Annotated in this window: 22 protein-coding genes; 21 read left to right on the top strand and 1 reads right to left on the bottom strand. The window is 72.2% G+C overall.

Annotated elements, in window-relative coordinates; translation table 11 throughout:
* Positions 1 to 27 precede the first annotated feature (27 nt).
* The 19 genes from mraZ (at position 28) to recN (ending at position 22,949) form a co-directional block, all read left to right on the top strand.
* Positions 28 to 489, top strand: a complete 462-nt coding sequence (mraZ, locus tag J5Y10_RS12195; RefSeq protein WP_209373903.1) for a division/cell wall cluster transcriptional repressor MraZ — start codon at positions 28 to 30, stop codon at positions 487 to 489.
* A complete protein-coding gene (rsmH, locus tag J5Y10_RS12190; RefSeq protein ID WP_245214613.1) occupies positions 486 to 1,463 on the top strand; it encodes a 16S rRNA (cytosine(1402)-N(4))-methyltransferase RsmH in 978 nt (325 codons plus the stop codon). Before mraZ ends, rsmH begins: the two co-directional genes overlap by 4 nt.
* A complete protein-coding gene (gene ftsL, locus J5Y10_RS12185; RefSeq protein WP_209373902.1) occupies positions 1,460 to 2,434 on the top strand; it encodes a cell division protein FtsL in 975 nt (324 codons plus the stop codon). Before rsmH ends, ftsL begins: the two co-directional genes overlap by 4 nt.
* Complete coding sequence (locus tag J5Y10_RS12180; protein ID WP_209373901.1) at positions 2,431 to 4,512, top strand: peptidoglycan D,D-transpeptidase FtsI family protein; 2,082 nt, start codon at positions 2,431 to 2,433, stop codon at positions 4,510 to 4,512. Before ftsL ends, J5Y10_RS12180 begins: the two co-directional genes overlap by 4 nt.
* Positions 4,499 to 5,962, top strand: a complete 1,464-nt coding sequence (locus J5Y10_RS12175) for a UDP-N-acetylmuramoyl-L-alanyl-D-glutamate--2,6-diaminopimelate ligase (protein WP_209373900.1) — start codon at positions 4,499 to 4,501, stop codon at positions 5,960 to 5,962. The genes J5Y10_RS12180 and J5Y10_RS12175 overlap by 14 nt, the downstream gene beginning before the upstream one ends.
* Positions 5,959 to 7,338, top strand: a complete 1,380-nt coding sequence (locus J5Y10_RS12170; protein ID WP_209373899.1) for a UDP-N-acetylmuramoyl-tripeptide--D-alanyl-D-alanine ligase — start codon at positions 5,959 to 5,961, stop codon at positions 7,336 to 7,338. The genes J5Y10_RS12175 and J5Y10_RS12170 overlap by 4 nt, the downstream gene beginning before the upstream one ends.
* Positions 7,335 to 8,420, top strand: coding sequence for a phospho-N-acetylmuramoyl-pentapeptide-transferase (gene mraY, locus J5Y10_RS12165; RefSeq protein WP_209373898.1), 1,086 nt, complete (start codon positions 7,335 to 7,337; stop codon positions 8,418 to 8,420). The genes J5Y10_RS12170 and mraY overlap by 4 nt, the downstream gene beginning before the upstream one ends.
* The gene (gene murD, locus J5Y10_RS12160; protein ID WP_209373897.1) at positions 8,420 to 9,766 is read left to right on the top strand and encodes a UDP-N-acetylmuramoyl-L-alanine--D-glutamate ligase; all 1,347 of its coding nucleotides are present in this window, start codon (positions 8,420 to 8,422) and stop codon (positions 9,764 to 9,766) included. The genes mraY and murD overlap by 1 nt, the downstream gene beginning before the upstream one ends.
* On the top strand, positions 9,763 to 10,908 hold the full coding sequence (locus tag J5Y10_RS12155) for an FtsW/RodA/SpoVE family cell cycle protein (RefSeq protein WP_408901580.1): 1,146 nt from the start codon (positions 9,763 to 9,765) through the stop codon (positions 10,906 to 10,908). Before murD ends, J5Y10_RS12155 begins: the two co-directional genes overlap by 4 nt.
* Complete coding sequence (murG, locus tag J5Y10_RS12150; RefSeq protein ID WP_209373895.1) at positions 10,905 to 12,035, top strand: undecaprenyldiphospho-muramoylpentapeptide beta-N-acetylglucosaminyltransferase; 1,131 nt, start codon at positions 10,905 to 10,907, stop codon at positions 12,033 to 12,035. The genes J5Y10_RS12155 and murG overlap by 4 nt, the downstream gene beginning before the upstream one ends.
* 3 nt (positions 12,036 to 12,038) lie before the next feature.
* A complete protein-coding gene (murC, locus tag J5Y10_RS12145) occupies positions 12,039 to 13,481 on the top strand; it encodes a UDP-N-acetylmuramate--L-alanine ligase (protein ID WP_209373894.1) in 1,443 nt (480 codons plus the stop codon).
* 23 nt (positions 13,482 to 13,504) lie between these two features.
* The gene (gene murB, locus J5Y10_RS12140; protein WP_209374149.1) at positions 13,505 to 14,395 is read left to right on the top strand and encodes a UDP-N-acetylmuramate dehydrogenase; all 891 of its coding nucleotides are present in this window, start codon (positions 13,505 to 13,507) and stop codon (positions 14,393 to 14,395) included.
* Positions 14,392 to 15,345, top strand: a complete 954-nt coding sequence (locus J5Y10_RS12135) for a D-alanine--D-alanine ligase (RefSeq protein WP_209373893.1) — start codon at positions 14,392 to 14,394, stop codon at positions 15,343 to 15,345. The genes murB and J5Y10_RS12135 overlap by 4 nt, the downstream gene beginning before the upstream one ends.
* Positions 15,335 to 16,231 carry a cell division protein FtsQ/DivIB gene (locus J5Y10_RS12130; protein ID WP_209373892.1) on the top strand — a complete coding sequence of 299 codons (897 nt, stop codon included), beginning with the start codon at positions 15,335 to 15,337 and terminating at the stop codon, positions 16,229 to 16,231. The genes J5Y10_RS12135 and J5Y10_RS12130 overlap by 11 nt, the downstream gene beginning before the upstream one ends.
* Positions 16,228 to 17,529: a cell division protein FtsA gene (ftsA, locus tag J5Y10_RS12125; protein WP_209373890.1), complete on the top strand. Its 1,302-nt coding sequence runs from the start codon at positions 16,228 to 16,230 to the stop codon at positions 17,527 to 17,529. The genes J5Y10_RS12130 and ftsA overlap by 4 nt, the downstream gene beginning before the upstream one ends.
* A 57-nt stretch (positions 17,530 to 17,586) precedes the next feature.
* The gene (gene ftsZ / locus J5Y10_RS12120) at positions 17,587 to 19,164 is read left to right on the top strand and encodes a cell division protein FtsZ (RefSeq protein WP_209373888.1); all 1,578 of its coding nucleotides are present in this window, start codon (positions 17,587 to 17,589) and stop codon (positions 19,162 to 19,164) included.
* A gap of 217 nt (positions 19,165 to 19,381) precedes the next feature.
* The gene (gene lpxC / locus J5Y10_RS12115) at positions 19,382 to 20,335 is read left to right on the top strand and encodes a UDP-3-O-acyl-N-acetylglucosamine deacetylase (RefSeq protein ID WP_209373886.1); all 954 of its coding nucleotides are present in this window, start codon (positions 19,382 to 19,384) and stop codon (positions 20,333 to 20,335) included.
* Positions 20,336 to 20,417: 82 nt separating this feature from the next.
* Complete coding sequence (locus J5Y10_RS12110; protein ID WP_209373884.1) at positions 20,418 to 21,266, top strand: outer membrane protein assembly factor BamD; 849 nt, start codon at positions 20,418 to 20,420, stop codon at positions 21,264 to 21,266.
* Between the two features lie 3 nt (positions 21,267 to 21,269).
* Positions 21,270 to 22,949: a DNA repair protein RecN gene (gene recN / locus J5Y10_RS12105; RefSeq protein ID WP_209373882.1), complete on the top strand. Its 1,680-nt coding sequence runs from the start codon at positions 21,270 to 21,272 to the stop codon at positions 22,947 to 22,949.
* A 31-nt stretch (positions 22,950 to 22,980) separates the two neighbouring features.
* On the opposite strand, the gene J5Y10_RS12100 is transcribed toward recN, so the two are convergent.
* Positions 22,981 to 23,694, bottom strand: coding sequence for an endonuclease V (locus tag J5Y10_RS12100; protein ID WP_209373880.1), 714 nt, complete (start codon positions 23,692 to 23,694; stop codon positions 22,981 to 22,983).
* An 88-nt stretch (positions 23,695 to 23,782) separates the two neighbouring features.
* On the opposite strand from J5Y10_RS12100, the gene ligA reads away from it, so the two are divergent.
* Complete coding sequence (ligA, locus tag J5Y10_RS12095) at positions 23,783 to 25,942, top strand: NAD-dependent DNA ligase LigA (RefSeq protein WP_209373878.1); 2,160 nt, start codon at positions 23,783 to 23,785, stop codon at positions 25,940 to 25,942.
* A 141-nt stretch (positions 25,943 to 26,083) separates the two neighbouring features.
* Positions 26,084 to 26,935: a transglutaminase-like domain-containing protein gene (locus J5Y10_RS12090; protein WP_209373876.1), complete on the top strand. Its 852-nt coding sequence runs from the start codon at positions 26,084 to 26,086 to the stop codon at positions 26,933 to 26,935.
* Positions 26,936 to 26,941: the final 6 nt, after the last annotated feature.

Genomic DNA, 26,941 nt, shown 5'->3' with positions numbered 1-26,941 from the left:
GGCCGCGAGGGGGCGGACGTCCAGCGGATGACCCATTTCATGGGCACCTTCACGGGCAAGCTGGATCGGAAGGGCCGGGTTTCCGTCCCTGCCGCCTTCCGCGCGGCCCTGGAGCGCCTGGGCACGCAGGACATCATCCTTCGCCTTTCCCACCGCGATGCCTGCGTGGAGGCCTGGCCGCAGCCGGTCTTCGAGACCATGGCCGCGGGGCTGGAGCAGCTGGATGTCTTCTCCGACAACCTCGACGACCTTTCCCTCAGCCTCTTCGCCGATGCCTATCCGCTCAAGCCCGATGGCGAGGGGCGGGTGGTGCTGCCGGAAGACCTGATCGCCCATGCCGGGCTGACGGAGGCGGTGACCTTCCTCGGCACCGGGCGCTCCTTCCAGCTCTGGGAGCCCGAGGCGGCCCGCAGGCGGGTCGAGGCCGCGCGCCAGCGGGCGCGCGAGCGCGGGCTGACCGTGCCGGCGACCGCGGGAGGCCGCGCATGAGCGAGGCTCCCTTCCTTTCCCTGGTCGCGCCGGACCCCACCGGCGGCGGCCACGTGCCTGTCATGCTGGCCGAGGTGCTGGCGACGCTCGCCCCTCGCGACGGCGCCACCTTTCTCGACGGCACCTTCGGCGGCGGCGGCTACAGCGCCGCCATCCTCTCCTCCGCCGCCTGCACCCTCTACGCCGTGGATCGCGACCCCGACGCGATCGCCCGCGGCGCCTCCCTCGTGGACCGCTTCCCCGGGCGGCTGCACCTGGTGGAGGGACGGTTCGGCGACATGGCCGCCCTGATGGCGGATCGCGGGATCACGGCGCTGGACGGGGTGGTGCTCGACCTCGGCGTCTCCTCCTACCAGATCGACGAGGCGGATCGCGGCTTCTCCTTCCGCACCGACGGGCCGCTGGACATGCGGATGGAGAAGTCCGGCCCCAGCGCGGCGGACCTGGTGAACACCCTGCCGGAGCGCGAGCTGGCCGACATGCTGTGGGAACTGGGCGAGGAGCGCCATTCCCGCCGGATCGCCCGCAAGATCATCGCCGCCCGCGGCGACGCCCCCTTTGAGACGACGCTGCAGCTGGCCGAGGCCATCCACATGGTGATGCCGCGCGACCCCTCCGGCATGGACAGCGCGACCCGTTCCTTCCAGGCGCTGCGCCTGCGCGTGAACGACGAGCTGGGCGAGGTGGAGCGCGGGCTGGAAGCGGCCGTGCGGCTGCTGGCCCCCGGCGGGCGCCTCGTCGTCGTCTCCTTCCACTCGCTCGAGGACCGAATCGTGAAGCGCTTCATGCGCGACGCGGCGGGGAAGGCGCCCGGCGCCTCCCGCTTCGATCCGGCATCCCTCGTGCATGCCCAGAAGTCGGCGGAATTCCGCCTGCTCACCAACACCGCCCTGCGGCCATCAACCGCAGAGACAGACACGAACCCCCGCGCGCGGTCCGCAAGGCTCCGCGCCATCGAGAGGCTGGCCGCATGATTCGACCCCTCACCTTTCTCTCGCTGGTCGCGGCCGCGGGGGCGGGGCTGCACCTCTACTCGGTGAAGCACGACGTCTCGCAGCTGGAGAAGGTGCTGCGCGACACGGTGAAGCAGACCGAGGCGGCGCGGGAGCGCACGGCGGTGCTGCGCGCCGAATGGGCGATGCTGAACGAGCCGGAGCGCCTGCGCGCCGCCGCCAACCGGGTTCTGCCGCTCGAGGTGATGCAGACCGCGCAGTTCGTGCGGCCGGCCGAGCTGGACCGGCGCCTGCCGGCAGCGGTGTCCTTCGCCGGCGCGCCGAGCCTCTTCGCCCCCATACCCGGCGAGCGGGGCGGGTCCGCCAGCAGCGTGGCCGTGGCGGCGGCCGCCTCCGTCACGGGCATCCCCGGCCCGTCCCTGCCGGCGACCGCCGGCGCCGCGGATCCAAACCTATTTGCCGCCCTGCCGCTGCCGCCCGACGCGCCGCCGCCGCCGCCTGCCGCCCCGGCCCGACCCGCGCCAGTTGCTGTCGCCTCCGCCGAGCGGGCACCTTCCCCGCCGGCCCAGATCGAGCGCGCCGTCGTGGAGCGGCCCGCGCGCGTGGCGCCGCCGCACCTGCCGCAGGTGGCCACGATGCGCCTTCCCGAGCCGCGTGAGCCGGCGCCCCGCCCGGCCGAGATTGCACGGTCCGATGCCGGCCGCGCCGAGATGGCCCGAGCGGAGGCGCCACGCGCGCCCCGCCCCCGCGTGGCGGAACCCCGACTGGCCGAGCGTGAGGTGGATCGCGGCATGAACCTGGCGGCCCCGCCGCAGCCGGCGGCCCTGCTGCGCACGGCGCTGCACATGCGCCCGAGCGCGCCGCCGCCGCCCGCCCCGGTGTCGCCCTCCCCGCTCGCCGCCCAGATGGGTTCGATGCTCGGGGCTGCGTCCCGGCCCATGCTCGCGCCGCCGGTGCCGGTGGCCAGCGCAAGCGCGGGCACGCTGCGGTGAACGACCCCGCAGCCCCCGACCCGAACGCCGCCATCGCCTACCAGCTGCGCGAGCCCGTGCAGGCCGCGCGGGTGACGGACGGCCGCGGAGCCGCGCGCCTCGGCCAGCCGGACCTGGCGCGCCGGGCTGTGCTGGAGAAGAGCCGCGGGCGGCTGGTGATGGCCGCCGCCGGCTTCGGCCTGATCTATGGCGCCGTGGCGCTGAAGGCGACGATCGCGACGGTGATCGATCCGCGCGAACCGCGCCGCATGGCCGAGCGCGAGGCGGCTTCCGTCCCCCGGCCCGATCCGGTGACGGGCCGCGCGCCGATCACGGACCGCAATGGGGAGATCCTCGCGGTCTCGCTGCCTGTCACCGCGCTCTATGCCAATCCCCGGCAGATCGATAACCCGGCCGAGGTGGCCCCGCGGCTCGCCCGCGTGCTGCCGCAGCTGGACCGGGAGAGGCTGGTTGGCCGCCTCTCCGGCGAGCGGCAGTTCTCCTACCTCGCCCGCGCTCTGACACCGCGCGAGAAGCAGGCGGTGAACGACCTCGGCGTGGCCGGGCTGCACTTCGAGGAGGGCGAGCGCCGCTACTACCCGCAGGGCCGGGCGGCGGTGCATGTGCTGGGCAACGTGGACGTGGACGGCGCCGGCCTTTCCGGCATGGAGCGCTACCACGACGAGCGGCTGCGGGCGCGGCCGAACGACCCGCTGCGGACCGCCATCGACATCCGCGTGCAGCTGGCGCTGCGCGACGGCGTGGCGAAGGCTATCGAGGACTTCTCCGGCATCGGCGGTGCGGGGGTGGTGCTGGACATCAACACGGCCGAGGTGCTGGCCATGGTGTCCCTGCCCGATTACGACGCGGGCGACATCGGCGAGGCGACGCAGGACCAGCGCTTCAACCGCGTCACCGTCGGCACCTACGAACCGGGATCGACCTTCAAGCTTCTCACCGCCTCCGCCGCGCTGGAGTTCGGCACGGCGAACGTGAACACGAGCACCTTCGACGCGGCGCACCCGATCCGCTTCGGGCGCTTCACGATCACGGACTACAAGGGCAAGAACCGGATCATCACCTTCCCCGAGGTGCTGGCCTATTCCTCCAACCTCGGCGCAGCGCACATGGCGCAGACCTTCGGGCCGCAGCGACAGCGCGAGTTCCTGGGCCGCATGGGCATGCTCTCCCGCCAGGGGATCGAGCTGACGGAGACGGCGCTGCCGATGGTCCCGCCGGCCAGTGGCTGGAAGGAGATCAACATGTTCACGATCTCCTACGGCCACGGCATCGCGGTGACGCCGCTGCACGTCGTCACCGGCATCTCGGCGGTGGCGAATGGCGGCATCCTCCGCCAGCCGACGCTGCTGGCGCAGCCGCCGAACGTGCCGCGCGAGGGAACGCGCGTGATCAGCGAGCGCACATCGGAGACGATGCGGCGGCTGATGCGGCTGGTCGTGACGGACGGCTCCGGCAAGGGCGCGGATGTGCCGGGCTATTTCGTCGGCGGCAAAACGGGCACGGCGCAGAAGACGGGGCCCCGTGGCGGCTACCTGCCGAACAAGCGCATCGCGGCCTTCGTCGGCGCCTTTCCGATGAACGCGCCGCGCTACGCGATTTACGTGATGGTCGACGAGCCGAACCCGAACGCGCGATCGCACGGCTACGCGACGGCGGGCTGGGTGGCGGCGCCGGCAGCGGGCACGGTGATCTCCCGCATCGCGCCGGTGCTGGGACTGATTCCCGAGAATCCACAGGACCCGGCCATCGTGCAGGCCATCACCATCCCGCTGCAGCCCGGACGCCCGTCGCAGCGCCCGGCGACCGCGGCCACCGCACGGCCCGGTGCGCCCGTCGCGCCGCCGGCCGTGCCGGGGCGCCCGATGACGACACCGGCCATGGCGCCCCGCCCGGCGACGCCGCAACCCGTGCCGTCCTCCCCCACCCTGCCGGCGCCCGTGCCGCTGCGGGTGACGGAGGTGGAGACGATGTGGCAGCAGGCGGTGAGCCGCATCCGCTTCTCCATGGCCGCGGAAGCCGCGACGCTCACCGGCTCCGACGAGGAGCCGGGCCTGATGACGAGCCATGAGGCTCGATGAGCTGATGGCCCGGCTGGACTCCGTCGCGATGCGCTACGAGGCCCGGCCGGAAGTGACGGCGCTGACGGCGGATAGCCGGCAGGTGGTTCCGGGCGCGCTTTTCGCCGCGCTGCCAGGCGCCCGCACGGATGGCCGCGCGCATATCGAGGAGGCGGTGCGCCGCGGTGCGGCGGCGGTGCTGGCGCCGGAAGGCACGGAGTGGCCGCCTGGCGTGCCGCCGCGCCCGATGGTCATGGCGGCCGATGCGCGGCGCGCACTGGCGCTGATGGCCGCGCGCTTCCACGGCGCGCAGCCCCGCACGGTGGTCGCCGTCACGGGGACCAACGGCAAGACGAGCACTGCCGACTTCCTGCGCCAGATCTGGGCCGATGCGGGATCGCGCGCCGCTTCCATGGGCACGCTGGGGCTGGTGGCGGACGGCTTCCCGCCCGGGCCTTCGCTGACCACGCCGGATCCCGTCTCGCTGCACGCCACCCTGGCCGCCATCGCGCGCGCTGGGGTGACGCACGCGGCGATGGAGGCCTCCTCCCACGGGCTGGAGCAGCGCAGGCTGGACGGGGTGATGCTGGCGGGGGCCGGCTTCTCCAACCTGACGCGCGACCATCTGGACTACCACGGCACGATCGAGGACTACCGCGCGGCGAAGCTGCGGCTGTTGGACACGCTGCTTGAGGCCGGCCGGCCGGCGGTGGCGAACGCGGATATGGACGGCGCGACGCTGGCCGCCATCCGCTCCATCGCCGCCGCGCGGCACCTGCGGCTGGTGACGGTGGGCGAGGCCGGCGCCGATCTGCGCTTGCTGCGCCACACGCCCCTGGCCGACGGGCAGGAGCTGGAGATCACCCTTTTCGGGCGGCGGGAGGTGCTGCACCTGCCGCTGGTCGGGCGTTATCAGGCGGACAACGTGATGCTGGCGGCGGCGCTGGCCGTGGCCACGGGTCTTCCGGCGGACCGCGCGCTGCGCGCCCTGCCCCGTCTCTCCGGCGTGCGCGGCCGCATGGAGCTTGCGGCGCGGCTGCCGAACGGCGCGGCGGTCTATGTGGACTATGCCCACACGCCCGACGCGCTGGAGCGGCTTCTGGCGGCGCTTCGTCCGCACGCCGCCCGGTTGCACGTGGTGTTCGGCGCCGGCGGGGACCGTGATCCCGGCAAACGGCCGCTGATGGGCACGGCGGCAGCGCGGCTGGCCGACCGGGTGGTGGTGACGGACGACAATCCCCGCAGCGAGGACCCGGCCGGGATCCGGGCGGCGGTGCTGGCGGGCTGCCCCGGCGGCACCGACATCGGCGGGCGGGAAGCGGCGATCGCGGAGGCGATGGCGGCCCTCGGCCCTGGCGACGTGCTGGCGGTGGCGGGCAAGGGGCATGAGAGCGGGCAGACGATCGGCGGGGTGACGCATCCCTTCGACGACGTCTCCGTGGTGCGGGCGCTGGCGGGGATCGCGGCGTGAGCGCGGCGCTGTGGGATTCCGCCGCGCTGCGCGCGGCCACGGGCGGCGACGTGCCGGACGGCGTGGCGGTGTCCGGCGTTTCCATCGACAGCCGGAGCGTCGGGCCGGGCGATCTGTTCGTCGCGCTGCGCGATGTGCGGGATGGGCACGACTTCGTGCCGGACGCGATGGCACGCGGGGCCGCCTGCGCGATGGTGGACCGGGAGGTGCCGGGCGCCGTGCCGCTGCTGCGCCTGGGCGACACGCTGGCGGGGCTGACGGCGCTAGGTGCTGCTGGGCGGGCCCGTTCCCCCGCGCGCTTCGTCGCGGTGACGGGCAGCGTGGGCAAGACGAGCACGAAGGAGATGCTGGCGGCCGGGCTTTCCGCGTGCGGCGCCGTGCATGCGGCTGTGGCGAGCTACAACAACCACTGGGGCGTGCCGCTGACGCTGGCGCGGATGCCGGTTTCCGCCGGGTTCGGCGTGATCGAGGTCGGGATGAACAACCGGGGGGAGATTGCTCCCCTCTCCCGCCTCGCGCGGCCGCATGTCGCTGTCATCACCACCATCGCGCCGGCCCATCTCGGGCGGCTCGGCTCCATGGAGGCGATCGCCGAGGAGAAGGCCGACATCGTGCTGGGGCTCGAGCCCGGCGGTGTGGCGGTGATCCCGGCGGAAGGTCCCTGCGCCGCCCTGCTGCACCGGAGGGCGGAGGAAGCGGGCGTGAGAGCCGTTCTCTTCGGTGAGAGCGGCACGGCGCGGCTGCTGGACTGGAGGGGCGATGCCGAAAGCCAGTCCTTCCGTGTCGGGCTGGACGGGGAGAGCTTCGCCGTGTCCCTGCCCGTTCCCGGGCGGCACATGGCGATGAATGCGGTGGCCTCGATGGCCGCTGCGCGGGCGCTGGGCGCGGATCCCCGGTCGTTCGCGGAAGGGCTGGCGCGCTTCGCGCCACTGGCCGGCCGGGGGGCGCGCGTCGTCGTCCCCGTGGCGGGCGGCGCGGTGCTGCTGCTCGACGAATCCTATAATGCCAATACGACCTCCATGCGTGCGGCCCTTGCCGTGCTGGCGGCACAGGAAGGAACGCGGCGCGTGGCCGTGATGGGTGATATGTTGGAACTTGGTAACGAGGGTGCGGCGATGCACGCCGCCCTGGCCGCGGACGCGGCGGCCTGCGCGGATGTGGTGTTCACCTGCGGCCCGCAGATGGCGGCGCTGCACGATGCGTTGCCGGCGGAGAAGCGTGGTGCGCACGCGGCGGACAGCGCGGCGCTGGCGCCGCTGGTGGCGGATGCGCTGCGGGCACGGGATTCCGTGCTGGTGAAGGGGTCGCTCGGCAGCCGCATGGCGGTGGTGGTGCGCGCCATCAAGGCGCTCGAGCAGCAGGGAGCGGCGGCATGATCCCCGCGCTGCTCGCCGGCCCGGGCGACCTCATCATCTTCAACCTGCTGCGCTACGTCACCTTCCGCGCTGGCGCGGCCTGCCTGACGGCGCTGGTGCTCTCCATGGTGTTCGGGCCGATGGTGATCCGCTGGCTGCGCGGCTTCCAGCGCGGCGGGCAGCCGATCCGGGCGGATGGGCCGGAGCGGCACCTGATCGAGAAGAAGGGCACGCCCACCATGGGCGGCGTGCTGATCCTGCTGGCGCTGACGGTTTCCACCCTTCTCTGGGCGGATCTGCGGAACGGGCTGGTCTGGGCGGTGATGGTCGTCACCCTCGGCTTCGGGCTGCTGGGCTTCGCCGATGACTGGCTGAAGGTGACGAAGCGGAACACCAAGGGCGTCTCGGCCCGCGGCAAGCTGGTGGTGCAGTTCGGGCTGGCGCTGGTGATCGCCATCGCCATCCTCTACCTGCTGCCGCCCGGGCTGAACGAGAGCCTGACGGTGCCCGTGTTCAAGGACGTGCTGATCCCCTTCGGTGTCTTCTTTCCCCTGGTGGGAATGCTGGTGATGGTCGGCTCCTCCAACGCCGTGAACCTGACGGACGGGCTGGACGGGCTGGCGATCGTGCCGGTCATGATCGCGGCGGGCGTCTTCGCCATCATCGCCTACCTCGTCGGCAACCGCGTCTTCGCGGACTACCTGCAGGTGGTCTTCGTGCCGGGCACGGGCGAGCTGGCGGTCTTCCTCTCCGCGCTCGTCGGCGCCGGGCTGGGCTTCCTGTGGTTCAACGCGCCGCCGGCGGCGGTGTTCATGGGCGACACGGGCAGCCTGGCGCTGGGCGGCGCGCTCGGTGCCGTGGCAGTGGCGACGAAGCACGAGGTGGTGCTGGCCATCGTGGGCGGCGTCTTCGTGGTGGAAACGCTCTCGGTCGTGATCCAGGTCTTCTGGTTCAAGCGCACCGGGCGCCGCGTGTTCCTGATGGCGCCGCTGCACCACCACTACGAGAAGAAGGGCTGGTCGGAGCCGACCATCGTGATCCGGTTCTGGATCATTTCCATGATCCTGGCCCTCATCGGCCTTTCCACGCTGAAGATCCGGTGATGACGCCCTTCGCCGGACAGCGCATCGCGGTTCTCGGGCTGGGGCGGGCCGGGTTGCCGGCTGCGCGCCGCCTGCGCGACTGGGGCGCGGATGTCACGGCGTGGGATGACGGCGAGGCGGCGCGGGCGGCGGCGGAAGCGGCCGGCATCGCCGTCGGGCAGCCGGAGCGCTTCGACCTGCTGATGATTTCCCCGGGCATTCCGCACCGGGGGCCGAAGGCGCATCCGCTGGCGCGACGCGCGGCGGAGATCGGCGCACCGGTCCTGTGCGACGTGGAATTCCTGTATCGCGCCGTGCGCGCGGTGGGCAGCCGGGCGCGCTTCGTCGGGATCACCGGCACCAACGGCAAGTCCACGACCACGGCGCTGCTGGACCATCTCGCGCGGGCGGCCGGGATGGTGGTGGCGACGGGCGGCAACCTCGGCCCGCCGGCTCTGGACATGCCGGTGCTGGCAGACGACGGCGTCTATATCCTGGAGATGTCCTCCTACTCCGCGGAACGGCTGGACCGGGCGCGCTTCGCGCTGGGGGCGCTTCTGAACCTTTCGCCGGATCATCTGGACCGGCACGGTGACATGGCCGGCTATGCCGCGGCCAAGGCGCGGGTGATGCTGGGGAACGACCTCGCCGTTTTCGGGATGGACGACGCGGAGACGCGGGCGGTGGCGGCGGCGCATGAGGGCCGGGTGGTGCCGGTCTCCGGCCACATGCCGCAGCCCGGCGGGATCTGGGGCGACGGCGCGCTGCTGCGGGACGGTGCCGGCGTGATTGTGGACTTGTCCGGCGCGCTGGCGCTGCCCGGCCCGCACAACGCGCAGAACGCGGCGGCCGCGACGGCACTGGCCTTCGGGCTGGGCATCGCGCGCGCCGTGGCGGGGCGGGCGCTGCTCACCTATCCCGGCCTGCCGCACCGGCAGGAGCGGGTGGGCGAGGTGGATGGCATCGCCTTCCTCAACGACAGCAAGGCGACGAACGCCGACAGCACCGCCTACGCCCTGGCCTGCCACGACCGCGTGGTCTGGATCGCCGGCGGGGTGCCGAAGGCCGGCGGGATCGTGCCTCTGGCGTCCCTCTTCCCCCGGGTGGCGGAAGCCCTGCTGATCGGGCAGGCGGCGGAGGAGTTCGCGGCCACCCTGGCCGAGCACGGCGTGCCGCACCGGGTCGTCGGCACGCTGGACGCCGCCGTGGCTGAGGGGCTGGAAGCGGCGCGGCGGACCGGCAGCGGTGCCGTGCTTCTCTCCCCGGCCTGCGCCTCCTTCGACCAGTTCCGTTCCTTCGAAGCGCGGGGCGATGCCTTCCGCGACTTTGTCCGCAACCTTGCCAACCGTGAAGCGGAGGCCGCCTGATGGCACTCTCCCGCGCCGATACCTCCACCCTCGGCCGCTGGTGGTGGAGCGTGGACCGCTGGACTCTCGCGGCCCTCTTCACCCTGGTGGGCTTCGGCTACGTCATGGTGCTGGCCGCGGCGCCGGCGGTGGCGGAGCGCATCGGCGCTTCGTCCCGCAACATGTTCTTCGCCAAGCAGGTGATGTTCCTCGCCGGCGCGTCGGCGGTGATGGCGGGCGTCTCGCTGCTCAGCCCGAAGGGGGTCCGGCGGCTGGCGATCCTCGGCTTCGCCGGCGCGCTGCTGCTGACGATCGCGACGCTGTTCATCGGCGCGGAGGTGAAGGGCGCGCGGCGCTGGCTGAACCTGCCGCTCCTCGGCTCCCTCCAGCCCTCCGAGTTCCTCAAACCCTGCTTCGCGGTCTTCGCGGCCTGGCTGATCTCCGAGGCGAAGCTCGCCGGGCGGCGCGGCACGGCGATGTGGGGCGCGGCCCTGGTCTCCTATCTCGGCGTGGCTCTGGTGCTGCAGCGCCAGCCTGATATCGGCATGCTGCTCGTCGTCTCCTCCGTCTTCTTCGCGCAGATCTTCGTGGCCGGGATCAACCTTGCCCTCGTCGGCGGGCTGGGGCTGATGGGCGTCTCCGGCATCGTGGGCGCCTATTTCCTGTTCGACCACGTCCATAAGCGCGTGAACCAGTTCCTATTCGGTGAGGGCGGGAACAGCTACCAAGTGGACGTGGCGCTGGAGGCCTTCGGCGCGGGCGGGATGATGGGCGTGGGCCCTGGCGAGGGCCGGATGAAGAACGTGCTGCCCGACGCGCATGCCGACTTCGTCTATGCCGTGGTGGGTGAGGAGTTCGGGTTGATGATCTGCCTCCTCATCCTCGGCCTTTTCGCCTTCGTCGTGGTGCGGGGGATGATGCGGCTGCTGGCGGAGACGGACCTCTTCGTTATTCTCGCCGCCTCCGGGCTGCTGACCCAGTTCGGGCTGCAGGCCTTCATCAACATGGCCTCCTCCCTGCACCTCATCCCGACCAAGGGGATGACGTTGCCCTTCGTGTCCTATGGCGGCTCCTCCGTCATCGCCATCGCGCTCGGCATGGGCTTCCTGCTGGCTCTCACCCGGAAGCGGATGAGCCGGGCCGAGGAGGGGACGCTCACGTGAGAGGTCCCGTCGCGCGCCCCATCGTCATCGCGGCCGGCGGCACGGGCGGGCATTTCTTCCCCGCCGAGGCGCTGGCCGCCGCCCTGATCGGGCGCGGGGAGCGGGTGGCGCTGATGACCGATGCGCGCTCCTCCTCCCTGGACAGTCCGACCTTCGCGAATGCGGAGCGTTTCGTGCTCAAGGGCTCCGGCCTCGCGGGCCATGGGGTGCTCGGCGCGGCGAAGGGCGCGGTGGCGCTGATGCGCGGCACGATGCAGGCGCGGCGGCTCCTCCTGGATCTTAATCCCGCGGCGGTGGTGGGCTTCGGCGGCTATCCCTCCGTGCCGCCGCTGCTGGCGGCGCGGCTGCTGCCGGGCTCCCGCCGTCCAGCGACGGTGCTGCACGAGCAGAACGCGGTGCTCGGCCGCGCCAACCGCACCCTGTCCCGCGGGGCGGACCTGCTGGCACTGTGCTTCGAAGGCACGACCCGCGTGCCGGCGGGCGTGCGGGCGGAAGTGCTGGGAAATCCCGTGCGCCCTGCGATCGCGGCACTTTACGCGCAGGGCTATGCGCCGCCGCTGGACGAGGTGCGGATCCTCGTCCTCGGCGGCTCGCTCGGCGCCCGGGTCTTCTCGGACGTGGTGCCCGCCGCCATCACCGCCCTGCCGGAAGCGGATCGCCGCCGGTTGCGGGTGGTGCAGCAGTGCCGGCAGGAAGACATGGACCGCACCCGCACCGCCTATGCCGCCGCCGGCGTGAAGGCGGAACTGGCGCCCTTCTTCGGCGATGTCGCGGCGCGGCTTTCCGCAGCCCATCTGGTGATCGCGCGCGCCGGCGCCTCGACGGTCGCGGAGATTGCCTGCGCGGGCCGGCCGAGCCTTCTCGTGCCCCTTCCCCACGCGATCGACGACCACCAGACCGGGAACGCCCGTTCCCTTTCCGAGCGCGGAGCGGCGGAATTGATCGTGCAGGCGAGCTTCACGCCCCAATCCCTTGCCACGGCGCTGAAAAATCTTCTTCAGGCGCCGGAAACCCTGGACGGAATGGCCCGGGCTGCGGCACTTCTCGGAAGACCGGACGCGGCCGAGAGGCTGGCGGACCGGGTCCTCTCACTCGTGGCGGCGACGCCCATCGGGAAAGTGCCCTAGCCCATGCGCGCCCTGCCGCTGAACATCGGCCCCATTCATTTCGTCGGGATCGGCGGCATCGGCATGTCTGGCATCGCCGAGGTGCTGCACAACCTCGGCTACCAGGTGCAGGGCAGCGACATCGCGGAGGGCTACAACGTCACCCGCCTGCGCGAGGCCGGCATCGCCGTGACCATCGGCCATGACGCGGCGAACCTGGGTCAGGCCCAGGTCGTCGTCATCTCCTCCGCCGTGAAGCGCGACAACCCGGAGGTGCAGGAGGCCCGCAAGCGCTTCCTGCCCGTGGTGCGCCGCGCGGAGATGCTGGCAGAGCTGATGCGGCTGAAGTGGTCCATCGCCGTCGGCGGGACGCATGGGAAGACGACCACCACCAGCCTCGTCGCCTGCGTGCTGGAAGCCGCGAAGATCGACCCCACCGTGATCAACGGCGGCATCATCAACGCCTACGGCACCAACACGCGGCTGGGCGCCGGCGAGTGGATGGTGGTGGAGGCCGATGAGAGCGACGGGTCCTTCCTGAAGCTGCCCGCCGTGGTCGCCGTGGTGACGAACATGGACCCGGAGCACCTGGACCACTGGGGCAATGCCGACAACATGAAGGAGGGATACGCTAACTTCGTCGGCAACATCCCCTTCTACGGCTTCGCGGTCCTCTGCGCCGACCATCCGGAGGTGCAGGCGATGATCCCGCGCCTCTCCGACCGCCGCCTCATCACCTACGGCTTCTCCCCCCAGGCGGATGTCCGGGCGGAGCGGGTGATCACGGACCGCATGGGCGCCACCTTCGACGTGGTGGTGCAGGACCGCCTTTCCCGCCGCACGCGGCACCTCAAGCCCTTCCGCCTGCCGATGCTGGGCCAGCACAACGTGCTGAACGCGCTGGCCGCCATCGCCATTGGCGTGGAGATGGAGGTGCCGGAGGAGACGATCCGCATGGCGCTGGCCGGGTTCAAGGGCGTGAAGCGCCGCTTCACCCTGGCGGGCCAGGCCGGCAACATCATGGTGATCGACGACTACGGCCACCACCCCGTGGAGATCGCGGCGGTGCTGAAGGCCGCGCGGCAGGCCGGGGCGAAAGACGTGATCGCCGTAGTGCAGCCGCACCGCTACTCCCGCCTGGACGCGCTGTTCGACGAGTTCTGCACCTGCATGAACGACGCCGGCACCGTGATCGTGGCCGATGTCTACGCGGCCGGTGAGCAGCCGATCGAGGGGCGGGACAAGGACGGGCTGGTCGAGGGGCTGCGCGCCCATGGTCACCGCTCCGTCGTGCCCCTGCCCTCCCCCGACCACCTGGCGGAGATGGTGCACGCCATCGCGCGTCCGGGCGACTACGTGGTCTGCCTCGGTGCGGGGAACATCACGACCTGGGCGCACGCGCTGCCGGCACAACTCACGGAGCTGCAGGCGAAGAGCGGCCCGCGCCGGATCAAGGGCGCGGCATGAGCGCCTCCGTCGACATGGCGGCCATGGGGGAAACAACCCCGCTTCCCGCGCTGCGCGGCCGCGTCCAGAAGGATGCGCCGCTCGGGCCGGGAACATGGTTCCGCGTCGGCGGCAATGCGGACTGGCTGGTGCGCCCGGCCGATCTGGACGACCTGCTGCGCCTGCTGCGGCGGGCCGAGGCGCCGGTCATGGTGATGGGCGCCGCCTCTAACCTCATCGTGCGGGATGGCGGGGTGCGCGGCATCGTGCTGCGCCTCGCGCGCGGCTTCGGTGACGTGGATGTGGAAGCGGATGGCGTGGTGGCGGGTGCCGCCGCGCTGGACGCGAACGTGGCGGAGCACGCCGCCGCGGCCGGGCTTGCCGGCCTCGAATTTCTCTCCGGCATTCCCGGCAGCGTCGGCGGCGCGGTGGCAATGAATGCCGGCGCCTACGGGGCCGAGGTGGCGGACGTACTGGACTGGGCGGAGATCGCCACCGTCGACGGGCTGCTGCGCGTGCGCGCGGCCGAGCTGCGGCTGTCCTACCGCCGGTCCCAGCTTCCGCCCGGTGGTGTGGTGGTGCGGGCGCGCTTCCATGCCGTACCGGGCGACAAGGGCGCGATTGCCGCCCGCATGGCGGAGATCCGCGAGAGCCGGGAGGCGACGCAGCCCGTGCGGGCGCGCACCGGCGGCTCCACCTTCGCCAATCCGCCGGGGCACAAGGCCTGGGCGCTGGTCGATGCCGCGGGCTGCCGCGGCAAGGTCCTGGGCGGCGCGCAGGTGAGCGAGAAGCACTGCAATTTCCTCCTCAACACCGGCGACGCGAAAGCGGCCGATCTTGAGGACCTTGGCGAGGCGGTGCGTGCCGCCGTCCTCGCGCATTCCGGCATCACGCTGGAATGGGAGATCAAGCGCATCGGGGAGCGCGCGGCATGACCCGTGTCACGGTCCTTCTGGGCGGGCTGTCCAGCGAGCGAGAGGTTTCCCTCTCCTCCGGGCGGGAGATCGCGGCGGCGCTGCGGGAGGCAGGGTTCGAGGTCGTGACCTTCGATCCCGGCCCGGACCTCGGCGCCGTGGTGGCGGGCATCGCCGCCACGCGGCCGGACGTGGTGTTCAACGCGCTGCACGGGCGCTTCGGGGAGGACGGCTCCATCCAGGGCGTGCTGGACTGGATGGGCATTCCCTACACGCATTCCGGGCTTCGGGCCTCGGCGATGGCGATGGACAAGGCGACCGCCAAGGCGGCCTTCGCGGCGGCCGGCCTGCCGGTCGCGCCGCACCGTCTGCTGGAGGCGTCGGCACTGGCCGATGCGGACCCCCTGCCCTTCCCTTATGTGGTGAAGCCGGTGCGGGAGGGATCCTCCGTCGGCGTGCACATCCTGCGCGGCGGCGACAACCGGCGCGCGGAGATCGCGGCCACCTGGCAGTGGGGCGAGATCATCGCCGAGCCCTATATCCCTGGCCGCGAGCTGACAGTCGCGGTGATGGAGGACCGGGCGCTGGCGGTGACGGAGATCGACACCAGCCGCACCTTCTACGACTACGACGCGAAATACGCCGATGGCGGCTCCGCCCACACCATTCCGGCGCGGGTGCCCGATGAGGTGGCGGCGCGGGCCATGCAGGTGGCGGTGGCCGCCCACGCGGCGCTGGGATGCCGCGGCGTCTCGCGCAGCGACTTCCGCTGGGACGACTCCCGCCCCGGCGCGGAAGGGCTTGTGCTTCTGGAGGTGAACACCCAGCCCGGCATGACGCCGACTTCCCTCGTCCCGGAACAGGCGGCGTATCGCGGCATCACCTTTCCCGAGCTCTGCGCCTGGATGGTGCAGCAGGCCCGGCATGACGGGATGGAGCGTGGGCCGAAGGGAATGCGCGATGCCGCGTAAGCTCCAGGCCGGCATCCGCGCCCGCCCGGCCCCGCCGGAGCCGGTGCGGCCGAGCGCGCTGCGGCTCTGGCTTCGGCGGAAGCGGCCGATGCTGCGGCCGGCGGCGAAGGTGGGCGCGGTGATCGCGCTCTGCGGCGTCGCGGCCCTCGGCGTCGCGCAGCTCGATCCCGCCAGCCGCTTCTCGGCCGCCGTGGAAGGCGCGACGGCGAGGCTCGGCGAGCGCGTCAGCGGGCTGGTGGTCAGCGAGGTGAAAGTCGAAGGCGCGCGCAACACGCCCGCCGCGCAGCTTCGCCAGGCCCTGTCCGTCCGTGCGGGCGATCCGGTGCTCGGCTTCTCCCCGGACAAGGCGCGGGAGCGGCTGGAAGCCATTCCCTGGATCGAGGAAGCGGAGGTGCAACGCCACCTCTCCGGCCTCGTGCTCGTGAAGGTGAAGGAGCGGCAGCCCTTCGCCATCTGGCAGAACAACGGCCGCTTCGCGATCGTGGACCGCGAGGGCCGCACGGTCGCGACGGACCGCCTCGACGCCTTCGGCCCCCTGCCTCTCATCGTCGGCGCCGGGGCGGAGAAGAGCGCAGCGCCGCTCTACGACCTCCTGGGCGATGCGCCGGACGTGAAGGCCCGTACCCAGGCGCTGGTCCGCATCGGGGAGCGCCGCTGGAACCTGCGCCTGCACAGCGGCACGGACGTGCTGCTGCCCGAAGGCCATGAGGAGGTGGCCATCCAGCGCCTGGCGGAGCTGCAGCGGCAGAGCCAGTTGCTGGACCGCCCGATGCAGACCGTGGACCTGCGCCTGCCGGACCGGCTGGTGCTGCGCCCCGCGGCCTCCTCTGCGGCCGAGCCCGCGGCCACCCCGACCTCGGCCCGCCCGCGCGGGAGGAACGGGTGAACGCCGTGGCCCGCGTGCCCGATGGCGCCGGCCCCGGCCTGGCGCCACCCCGCCCGCGGCATCCCCGCGCACGCAGCGGCACCTTCGGCGTCCTGGATATCGGCAGCACCAAGGTCGTCTGCGTCATCGCGCGGATCGAGCCGGACGGGCTGCCGCGCGCCCTGGGCTATGGCTGGCAGCGCAGCCACGGGGTGAAGGGCGGCAACATCACCGACCTCGCCGCGGCCGAGCGCGCCATCCGCGCCGCGGTGGCGCATGCGGAGGAGATGGCGCACACCAAGCTCTCCGGCGTGATCGTTAACCTCTCCTGCGGGCAGCCCGGCAGCCGGCAGCGCAATGTGCAATGGACCATCGGCGGCCGCGCCGTGACCGAGGCCGACCTGCGCGCCATGGTGAACGAGGGCCGGCGCCGCATGGCTGAGGAAGGGCGGGAGGCGATCCACGCCCTGCCCCTGAACTTCACGTTGGATGCCACCCCCGGCGTCTCCGACCCGCGCGGCATGCTCGGAGAGAGCCTCGGCGTGCGGCTGCACATCGTGGACGCCGCCTCCGCCTCGCTCCGCAACCTCGGCAACTGCCTGCTGCGCTGCGACCTGGAGGTTGAGGAGCCCGTCTCCGCCCCCTACTCCGCCGCCCTCTCGGCACTGAGCGAGGATGAGCGGGAGCTGGGCGCGACCGTGATCGACATGGGCGGCGGCACGACCAGCCTCGCCGTGGTGCATGAGGGGATGCTGCTGCACACCGCGCAGGTGCCCGTGGGCGGGTGGCAGGTCACGAACGACCTGGCGCGCGGCCTTTCCACCCCGCTCGACCAGGCGGAGCGGCTGAAGACCATGTTCGGCAGCCTCTTCGGCACGATCGAGGACGAGCGGGAGATGCTCTCCCTCTCCCAGATCGGCGAGGACGGGGAGAGCCTGGCCCGCGTGCCCCGCGCACAGATGCTCTCCATCATCCGCCCGCGGGTGGAGGAGACGCTGGAGCTGGTGCGGGACCGGCTGGCGGAGGCCCATCTGGGTCCCGAGGCCGGGCAGCGCGTGGTGCTGACCGGCGGCGCGAGCCAGTTGGTGGGCATGCGGGAGACGGCGGCGCGGATCCTCGGGCGGCAGGTGCGGCTCGGCCGTCCGGCCCCGGTCCGGGGCCTGCCGGAAGCCTTCCACGCGCCCGGATTCGCGACCACTCTGGGCCTCATCGCCTGGGGTGGCGGCGAGGGGCGTCCGGCACTGGATTTCGATGACGCTTCACAGGGATCGAGGGGCGTTTTCGCGCGTTTCGTCAATTGGCTCCGGGACCGGGTGTGATGCATAAGGTCCTGGGGGCGATTCGTTTTCATCGCGTCTTCGAAGGGGGCTAGAACGATGACGCTGAATTTGACCATTCCGCGGCAGCAACACACGGATTTTACGCCGCGAATCACGGTCATCGGCGTGGGCGGCGCGGGCTGCAACGCGGTGAACAACATGATCGGCATGGGGCTTGACGGGGTGGAGTTCCTCGTCGCCAACACCGATGCCCAGCAGCTGGTCAACAGCCGCGCGGAGCGCCGCGTGCAGCTCGGCCCGCATCTGACGCAGGGCCTGGGCGCCGGCGCGAAGCCCGAGATCGGCCGCGCGGCGGCGGAGGAGGCCACCGAGGACCTCGCCCGCCACCTCGAGGGCGTGCACATGATCTTCATCACCGCCGGCATGGGCGGCGGCACCGGCACGGGGGCGGCGCCGGTGATCGCCCGCATGGCGCGCGAGCGCGGCGTGCTGACCGTCGGCGTGGTGACGAAGCCCTTCGACTTCGAGGGCCCGAAGCGCCGCCGTTCCGCCGAGCAGGGGCTGGAGGAGCTGCAGCAGTACGTCGATACGCTGATCATCGTCCCCAACCAGAACCTCTTCCGGAAGGCGAACGAGCGGACGACCTTCGCCGAGGCCTTCAAGATGGCCGACGACGTCCTCTACATGGGCGTGCGCGGCGTTTCCGACCTGATGACGAACCCGGGGCTCGTGAACCTCGACTTCGCCGATATCCGCACCGTGATGGCGGAGATGGGCAAGGCGATGATGGGCACGGGCGAGGCTGAGGGCGACGACCGCGCCGTGAAGGCCGCCGAGGCCGCCATCAGCAACCCGCTGCTGGAGGACACCTCCATGCGCGGCGCGCGCGGCGTTCTGATCAACATCACCGGCGGCTACGACATGACGCTGTTCGAGGTCGACGAGGCCGCGAACCGCATCCGCCGCGAGGTGGACGAGGACGCGAACATCATCTTCGGCACCAGCGTGGACGAAACGCTGAACGGCCGCCTGCGCCTGTCCGTGGTCGCCACGGGCATCGACGCGGTGTCCGAGGCGAAGCAGGAAGTCCAGGCCGAGGCGCCGCGTGTGGTGGCCATCGGCGGGGGCGCGGCCGTGGCCGCGCAGCCCGCGGGCTTCGTGCCCGGCGCCCCGCAGGCCCCGGCCATGCGCCCGGCCGTGGTGCAGCCCGGCGCCGGCCGGCCGGCCCCGGTGATCGGCGCGTCGCGCATGGCCACCGTGGCCCCTGTCCAGTCCGCCCCGATCGGCGCACCGGTGGTAGCCCCGGCGCCGAATGCCGGCCCGCGCATGCCGATGGCGATGCGGCGCGCGACGGTGGAGACGGGCAGCACCCCGATGGAGCCGGTGGCCGAGGCCCCGGCGCCCGCGCCGATGGCCCCGGTGGCTGCCCCGCCGCTGAACGCGACCCCGGCTTCCCGCGTGGCGCAGGCCCCGCAGGCTCCGTCGGCAGCGCCAGCGGGTGGTCTGGGCGGGATCTTCCGCCGCGCGACGGGGATCGGTGGCATGCGCCGTACCCTGCCGGAGCAGGGGGAGGCCCCGCAGGCGGCCCCGGCCGCCCCCGCCCAGCGCCCGCAGGCGCAGGAGGACGGGATGGGTCTGGACATCCCCACCTTCCTGCGCCGCCAGGGCAACTGAGGAGCGCTCCCCGGCGCTGGCCGGGGCTGGAACGGTTTCGAGAGGGGCCCCGCCGAGATGTCGGCGGGGCCTTTTCCGTTTAAAAAATCTTCTGAAAACAATGGCTTACGCCGTAATACGGAGAAACAACGCTTGACTGGCAACGGCCGTGCTGCGGTGCGATTTTCCACCCTGCCGGCGCGTTGATGCTGGCACGGAACGGTATCCGGGGTCCCAAATGGACGGTTTCTTCCCGATCGGCACGTCGCGGGCGCGGACCTTGAAGTCCGCGATCGGCTGCGTGGGCGTGGCCCTGCACTCGGGCGCGCGCGCCACCCTCACCCTGCGGCCGGCGGAAGCCGGCCACGGCATTGTCTTCCGCCGCACGGATCTTGGGGTCGAGATCCCTGCCCGCCACGATCAGGTGACCGACACCCGCCTCTGCACCGCCATCGGCGAGGGTGAGGCGCGGATCGGCACGATTGAGCATGTGATGGCCGCGCTCGCGGCGCTGGGCGTGACGGACGCCACCGTCGAGGTGGACGGGCCTGAAATCCCCATCCTGGACGGTTCCTCCGCCCCCTTCGTCTTCCTTCTGGACTGCGCCGGCTTGGTGGATCTGGACGCCCCGGTCCGCGCCATCGAGGTGCTGAAGACCGTGCGCGTGCAGGACGGCGACGGCCCGGACGCCGCCTGGGCCGAGCTCTCCCCCGGCGATTGCCCGGGCTTCGAGGCGGAGCTGAGCATCGACTTCGGCGCCACCGCCATCGGCCGCCAGTCCCTGACGATGCCGGTCACGGAGGACGGGTTCCGCGCCGTGCTGGCCGATGCCCGCACCTTCACCATGGCCGAGGACATCGCCCGGCTCCGTTCCGTCGGGCTGGCCCGCGGGGGGTCCCTGGCGAATGCGGTGGTTGTGGATGGGCCGCTGGTGGTGAACCCCGGCGGACTCCGCCACGCCGACGAGTTCGTGCGCCACAAGATGCTGGACGCTGTGGGCGACTTGGCCCTGGCCGGCGCCCCGCTGCGTGGCCGCTTCCGCGGCCACCGCTCCGGCCACGCGCTCAACAACCGCGTGCTCCGCGCCCTTTTCTCCGATCCCCGCGCCTGGCGCTGGGCCGGCGAGACGGTGCCGATGCCGGCCCTCTCGGGCGCCACCGCCCGCCTGCCTATGGCGGCCGCCCCGGCCTGATCTGCCCCGATGGCCGCGGGCGGTAACAGCCGCCCGCCGGCTATGTCGCGCAGGCCAGGGCCCATGCTATAGAGCCGCCGCCATGAAGATCCGTCGCCTCGCGATCCTGCCCGTCCTGCTCGCCCCCGTCGTCCTGGGCGGCTGCGAGAGCCTGAACTTCTGGGACAGCAAGCCGAGCTCGCTGCGCGCGCCAGGGTCCAGCTACGCCGACATGTCGCCGGAGGCGCTCTACGCCTCGGGTCTCGAGGCCCTGAAGGCGGAGCGCTATGCCCAGGCCGTTCAGCTCTTCGAGGCGGTGGAGCGCGACCATCCCTATTCCAGCTGGGCCGCGAATGCCCGGCTGATGAGCGGCTACGCCGAGTACTCCCGCAACCGCTACACCGAGGCGCTGGCCCAGCTGGACCGCTTCATCCAGCTCTCCCCCGCCCATCGCGACATTGCCTACGCCTACTACCTGCGCGCCCTCTGCTACTATGAGCAGATCGCGGACGCGCAGCGCGACCAGCAGGGCACGGAAACCGCCATGGCGGCGCTGCAGGACGTGGTGAACCGCTTCCCCAACTCCACCTACGCCCGCGACGCCCGCCTGAAGATCGACTTGGCGCGCGACCACATGGCGGGCAAGGAGATGAATATCGGACGCTTCTATGAGCAGCGGCACCTCTACGCCGCCGCCATCGGGCGTTTCCGCACGGTGGTGGATAACTACCAGACCACCAACCACACCCCGGAAGCCTTGTACCGATTGACGGAGATCTATCTCACCCTCGGCCTGACGGAGGAGGCGAAGAAGACCGCCTCCGTGCTCGGCCACAACTACCCCGGCAGCCCCTGGTACCAGGACAGCTACGCGCTGCTGGTGGACGGGGCCCCGACCGCGGCGGGCGAACGCCCGGGCTTCCTGCGGCGCGCGGTCAACACCATCTTCTAGGGCGTGCTCGCCTCCCTCTCCATCCGCGACGTGGTGCTGATCGAGCGCCTGGACCTTTCCTTCGGTTCCGGCCTCTCGGTGCTGACCGGCGAGACCGGCGCGGGCAAGTCCATCCTGCTGGACAGCCTCGGGCTCGCGCTCGGCCAGAGGGCCGAGGCGGGGATGGTGCGCGCCGGGCAGGCCCAGGCCGGGGTGGTGGCGGTGTTCCATCCGCCCGCCGGCCATCCCGCCCACGCGCTGCTGGCGGATCAGGGCATCGAGTCGGAGGACGAGATCGTCGTCCGCCGCATCGTGACGGCCGATGGTCGCTCCCGCGCCTTCGTCAACGACGAGCCGGTGGGGGTGGCGATGCTCCGCCGCCTCGGCGCGCTGCTGGTGGAGGTGCAGGGCCAGCACGACCAGGTGGGTCTGGCCGATCCCTCAACCCATGCCGGGCTGCTGGACGCCTTCGGCGGGCTGGAGCCGCGCCGCAATGCCGTGGCCGAGGCCTACCGCGCCTGGAAGGGGGCGGAGCGGGCGCTGCGGGACGCGCAGGAGGCCATTGCTGCTGCCCAGCGCGACGAGGAGTGGCTGCGCCACGCCGTGGAGGAGCTTACCGATCTCGCCCCGCAGGATGGCGAGGAGGATGCGCTGGCGGCCGAGCGCCAAGCCCTGCAAGGCGGCGAACGGCGGGCCGAGGCCATCGCGGCGGCACTGTCCGAGTTGCAGCCCCGCGATCGGCGCGGTGGCGGTGCCCCGGCCGCCGCGCTGCGCAACGCCGCGCGGGCGCTGGAACGCCTGACCCCGTCCTCCGAGGAGGTGGGCAATGCCCTAACCGCCCTGGCCGCCGCGCAGGACGCGCTGGCCGAGGCGGAGAACGTGCTGGAGCGGCTGGCGGGTGATGCCCAGTCCGATCCGCGCCGGCTCGAGGGGGTGGAGGAGCGGCTCTTCGCCCTGCGCGCCGCCTCGCGGAAGCATCTGGTGGCGGTGGTGGACCTGCCGGGCCACCTGGCCTCGCTGAAGGACCGGCTGGCGAACCTGGATGCGGGCACCGGCCGCGTGGCGGCGCTGGATGTCGCCGCGAAGGAGGCCCGCGGGGCCTACGGAGCCGCCGCCCAGGCCCTGACCGCGGCGCGGCGGGACCACGCGTCGAAGCTGGAGAAGGCGGTGGCGAAGGAGCTGGCCCCGCTGAAGCTGGACCGGGCCCGGCTGCACATCGAGATCGCCGCGCGCGAGGAGACGGGCTGGGGCCCGGATGGGCAGGATCGCGTGACCTTCCTCGTCACCACCAATCCCGGGCAGAAGCCGGGGATGCTGGCGAAGATCGCCTCGGGCGGCGAGCTGTCGCGCCTAATGCTGGCGCTGAAGGTGGTGCTGGCGCGGGGCTCGCCCGTGCCGACCCTCGTCTTCGACGAGGTGGACAGCGGTATCGGCGGCGCCACGGCGGCGGCGGTGGGGGAACGGCTGGCACGGGTCGCCGAGCGCCTGCAGGTGCTCGTGGTGACGCATTCCCCCCAGGTCGCGGCGCGCGGCAACCGGCACTTCCAGGTGGCCAAGGGCGTCCGGGGCGAGCGCGCGGAGACGCGGGTGACGCCGCTGGAGCCCGGTGCCCGGCGCGAGGAGATCGCGCGGATGCTGGCCGGGGAGAAGGTGACGGAAGCCGCGCGGGCGGCAGCGGACGAACTGCTGACCGGGGCGGTCTGACCGGTCTGACCGCCGCCAACTCGGGCGTGACTTAGAAGAGGGCCGGGGCGTCGTTCCCCGCAGCCTTCCGGGCCTCGCCGGCGAGCCGATCGGCCAGCCGCGTCGGCTCTGGCAGACGATATCCGGCCAGCCACTCCATCACCAGCCGCACCGCCGTCTCCTGCGAGACGCGGTGGCCGGTGGACACGAACAGGGGCTGCACGCCGCGCCTGCTGCGGAGGGCCGTCGCGATCCGCCGGCCCTTCCAGACCAGGGGCGCGGTGCTACCGGCCTCCATCCCCAGCATTCCTTCCACGCGGCCGACCAGGATGGATTTCGCCACCCCGATCGTCGGCAGGTCCAGCACCACGCCGAGATGGGTGGCGATGCCGCAGCCGCGCGGGTGGCTGATGCCGTGGCCATCCACGACGATCAGGTCCGGGCGGGCCGGCAGCTTGTTCACGGCCTCCAGCACGAAGGGGATCTCCCGGAAGCCGAGGAAGCCGGGGATGTAGGGGAAGGCAGGCGCGCCCTCCGCAAGGCCGGTGGCGAGGGGACGGGAACGCGCCTCGGCGGAGAGCAGCACGGCCATGGCGCGCACCCGGTCCGGCGCGCCGCGGGCGGCCCCGGCGCAATCCACCCCGGCGACCAGGGCCGGAGCTTCGGGCAGGCGGTCCTCGAACTCCACCCCGACGGCAATCTCGTGCTGGGCGGCCCGGGCGGCGTCGAGGTTGGCGGGGCGGATCCAGTCTTCCGGCGGGCTCATGCCGGGGTGAACGCGACAGGGGCGGGTTCCGTCGCAAGTTGAACGGGCGCGCGTTCCGCGGCGGGGCGGCGCCTGCTATCTCCCGCCCATGGCCGAGAAGACCCCCTCCCCTGCCCTGCCTTCCGAGGAGCTGAGTGAGGCCGAGGCCGCGCGGGAACTGGAGGCCCTCGCCGCCCGCATCAACGAGGCGAGCCGCGCCTACCACGTGAACGACGCGCCGATCATGCCGGACGCGGAGTACGACGCGCTGTACCGCCGCAACCAGGCGATCGAGGCGCGCTTCCCCGATCTGGTGCGGCCGGACTCCCCCTCCCGCAAGGTGGGCGAGGAGGCGGCGGCGGGCTTCGCCAAGGCCCGGCACGGCGTGCCCATGCTCTCGCTCGACAACGCCTTCGCGCCGGAGGACTTCGCGGAGTTCGCGGCCCGCATCCGCCGCTTCCTCGGACTCTCGGCGGAGGAGGTGCTGCGCTTCGTGGCGGAGCCGAAAATCGACGGGCTCTCGGTGAATCTCACCTATGAGAAGGGCCGGTTCGTGCGCGGCGCCACGCGCGGCGACGGCACGGTTGGCGAGGACATCACGGAGAACCTGAAGACCCTGGGCGAACTGCCCCGGGAGCTGAAGGCCCCCTTCCCCGACAGCATCGAAATCCGCGGCGAGGTCTTCATGACGAAGGCCGACTTCCTGGCCTTCCACGCCGACCAGACCCGCGCCTTCGAGGAGCGGGAGAGGCGGCGCGAGGCCGGGGAGAAGGCGGGGGAGGCCATCCGCATCCCCGTGAATCCGCGCAACGCGGCGGCGGGATCCCTGCGGCAGCTGGACCCGAAGATCACGGCCAAGCGGCCGCTGCGGCTCTTCGCCTACGCGCAGGGCGCCTCCTCCGCGCCCGTGGCGGAGACGCACTGGGATTACCTGGAGACGCTGCGGCGCTGGGGCTTCCAGGTGAACCCGCTCTCCGAGCGGCTGCGGGACGAGAACGCCTCCGCCGATTTCCAGGCCGCCATGGGCGAGCGCCGGGCGGGGCTGGACTACGATATCGACGGCGTCGTCTACAAACTCGATCGCCTGGACTGGCAGACGCGGCTGGGCTTCGTCGGCCGCGCACCGCGATGGGCCATCGCCTGGAAGTTCCCCGCCGAGCGCGCGGTGACGAAGCTTCTGGACATCCAGATCCAGGTCGGCCGTACCGGCGCCCTCACCCCGCGCGCCATCATGCAGCCCGTGAACGTCGGCGGCGTGATGGTGCAGCACGCGACGCTGCACAACGAGGACGAAGTGGCCCGCCGCGACGCGCGCGTGGGCGACACAGTGGAATTGCAGCGCGCCGGCGACGTGATCCCGCAGATCATCCGCGTGGTGGACCCGGACCGACCCGGCCGCGGCGAGCCCTGGGTGCCGCCCTCCGTCTGCCCGGAATGCGGCAGCCCCGCCCTGCGGCCGGAGGGCGAGGTGGTGCGCCGCTGCACGGGCGGGCTGATCTGCCCGGCGCAGCAGGTGGAGCGCCTGATCCACTTCGCCTCCCGCAACGCGATGGATATCGAGGGGCTGGGGATCGAGAACATCGTGCTGCTGCACGAGGCCGGTCTGGTGAAGACGCCGGCCGACATCTTCCGGGTGAAGAACCACGTCGCCACCCTGCGCGGCTGGAAGGGCTGGGGCGGCTCTGCCAAGGGTGAATCCAAGAAGGTGCAGAACCTCCTCACCGCCATCGAGGCGCGGCGGAGCGTGAGCCTGGAACGCTTCATCTTCGCGCTCGGCATCCGCCGCATCGGCGAGCAGAACGCGCGGCTGCTGGCGCGGCACTACCACTCCGCCTCGGCCTGGCGGGACGCGATGCTGGCCGCGCGGATCATCGGCAGCGAGGCGCGGGAGGACCTGGGCGGCATCATCGGCATCGGTCCTGCGATCGCGCAGGAGCTGGTGGGCTTCTTCGCGGAGACGCGGAACGTGGAGGCGCTGGACGACCTGCTGCGCGAGGTCTCGCCCGAGCCGGCCGAGGCGGTGGCGGAGGGTGCGCTCTCCGGCAAGTCGATCGTCTTCACCGGCAGTCTGGAGACGATGACCCGGCAGGAGGCCGAGGCGCGGGCGGAAGCCGTGGGGGCGAAGGTGGTGAAATCCGTCTCCAAGCGCACGGATTTCGTGGTGATCGGCGCCGATGCCGGGTCCAAGGCGAAGAAGGCGGCGGAACTGGAGCTGAGGACGCTGACCGAGGCGGAGTGGCGGGAGATCGCGGGCTTCGGGGCGGCCTAACGGCACCCCGCGATCGTTGCGGAACCGTGGACCCTGCCATGCGGCAACCCCCGGCGGAGAACAGGGTTTAGCGCGCTCATTTGCGGGCGGGTCGGGCACGAAACCATCGGCCGTGCCGACCGCCTGGGGAAAACCGAGCGCATGCGTTACAAAGTTGCCTGTGACCTCGACTACGAGGTGAACGAGGGCTGCGCGCCCTTCGTGTTCAACATCGAGGCCCAGCGCCGGTCCGGCCAGAAGGTGCTGGAGGAGAGCCTGACGCTCTCCCCGGATCTGGAAACCGAGCGCTTCGTGACGCCCGAGAGCGGGAACCGCTACTTCCGCGTCCTCGCCAATCGCGGCGACCTGTCCGTGCGCTACGAGGCCGTGGTGGAGCTGGCGCCGGAGGCGCTGGACCCGGCCACAGTGCGGGAGATGCCGGCCGCGCGCCTTCCGCTACAGGTGATGCCGCACCTGCTGCCCAGCCGCTACGTCGAATCCGACCTGCTGCAGACCTTCGCCGGGAAGGAGTTCGGGCACCTGCCCCAGGGCTACGGCCGCGTGGTGGCGATCTGCAACTGGATCCATGACCACCTGGACTACACCGCCGGCAGCAGCGACGAGCACACCTCGGCCCGCGACACGCTGCTGCAGCGCCAGGGCGTGTGCCGCGACTTCTCACACCTCGCCATCGGCTTCTGCCGTGCGCTGGGCATCCCCGCGCGCTTCGTCAGCGCCTATGCCTGGCGCCTCTCGCCGCCGGATTTCCACGCGGTGATGGAGGCCTGGCTGGAAGGGCCGGAAGGCGGCGCCTGGTTCCTCTTCGACCCGACGCGCAAGGCTGCGCCCGACGGGCTGGTCCGCATCGGCGTGGGGCGGGACGCGGCCGAGGTGGCCTTCTGCTCCCCCCATGGGCAGGTGAAGTGCGGCAAGCCCGAGGTCCGGATCGAGGCGCTGGACCGGGATGAGGAGGAGCAGCTGACGGTCCAGGCGGTGACCATGGCCGCCGCCTGACGAAAG

The organism is Roseomonas indoligenes (assembly GCF_017813365.1).
Lineage (GTDB): Bacteria > Pseudomonadota > Alphaproteobacteria > Acetobacterales > Acetobacteraceae > Roseomonas > Roseomonas indoligenes.
The sequence above is the reverse complement of the archived record's forward strand: the minus strand, read 5'-3'. Positions and strand labels throughout refer to the sequence as shown.

What these genes read in the sequence shown, in the direction of transcription:
- ftsL (WP_209373902.1), top strand. Translation starts at nt 1,460, where the DNA reads ATGATTCGACCCCTCACCTTTCTCTCGCTGGTCGCGGCCGCGGGGGCG.
- J5Y10_RS12130 (WP_209373892.1), top strand. Translation starts at nt 15,335, where the DNA reads ATGCCGCGTAAGCTCCAGGCCGGCATCCGCGCCCGCCCGGCCCCGCCG.
- J5Y10_RS12135 (WP_209373893.1), top strand. Translation starts at nt 14,392, where the DNA reads ATGACCCGTGTCACGGTCCTTCTGGGCGGGCTGTCCAGCGAGCGAGAG.
- J5Y10_RS12100 (WP_209373880.1), bottom strand. Translation starts at nt 23,694, where the DNA reads ATGAGCCCGCCGGAAGACTGGATCCGCCCCGCCAACCTCGACGCCGCC.
- rsmH (WP_245214613.1), top strand. Translation starts at nt 486, where the DNA reads ATGAGCGAGGCTCCCTTCCTTTCCCTGGTCGCGCCGGACCCCACCGGC.
- J5Y10_RS12110 (WP_209373884.1), top strand. Translation starts at nt 20,418, where the DNA reads ATGAAGATCCGTCGCCTCGCGATCCTGCCCGTCCTGCTCGCCCCCGTC.
- ftsZ (WP_209373888.1), top strand. Translation starts at nt 17,587, where the DNA reads ATGACGCTGAATTTGACCATTCCGCGGCAGCAACACACGGATTTTACG.
- mraY (WP_209373898.1), top strand. Translation starts at nt 7,335, where the DNA reads ATGATCCCCGCGCTGCTCGCCGGCCCGGGCGACCTCATCATCTTCAAC.
- J5Y10_RS12175 (WP_209373900.1), top strand. Translation starts at nt 4,499, where the DNA reads ATGAGGCTCGATGAGCTGATGGCCCGGCTGGACTCCGTCGCGATGCGC.
- murC (WP_209373894.1), top strand. Translation starts at nt 12,039, where the DNA reads ATGCGCGCCCTGCCGCTGAACATCGGCCCCATTCATTTCGTCGGGATC.
- J5Y10_RS12090 (WP_209373876.1), top strand. Translation starts at nt 26,084, where the DNA reads ATGCGTTACAAAGTTGCCTGTGACCTCGACTACGAGGTGAACGAGGGC.
- ligA (WP_209373878.1), top strand. Translation starts at nt 23,783, where the DNA reads ATGGCCGAGAAGACCCCCTCCCCTGCCCTGCCTTCCGAGGAGCTGAGT.
- lpxC (WP_209373886.1), top strand. Translation starts at nt 19,382, where the DNA reads ATGGACGGTTTCTTCCCGATCGGCACGTCGCGGGCGCGGACCTTGAAG.
- mraZ (WP_209373903.1), top strand. Translation starts at nt 28, where the DNA reads ATGACCCATTTCATGGGCACCTTCACGGGCAAGCTGGATCGGAAGGGC.
- murB (WP_209374149.1), top strand. Translation starts at nt 13,505, where the DNA reads ATGGGGGAAACAACCCCGCTTCCCGCGCTGCGCGGCCGCGTCCAGAAG.
- murD (WP_209373897.1), top strand. Translation starts at nt 8,420, where the DNA reads ATGACGCCCTTCGCCGGACAGCGCATCGCGGTTCTCGGGCTGGGGCGG.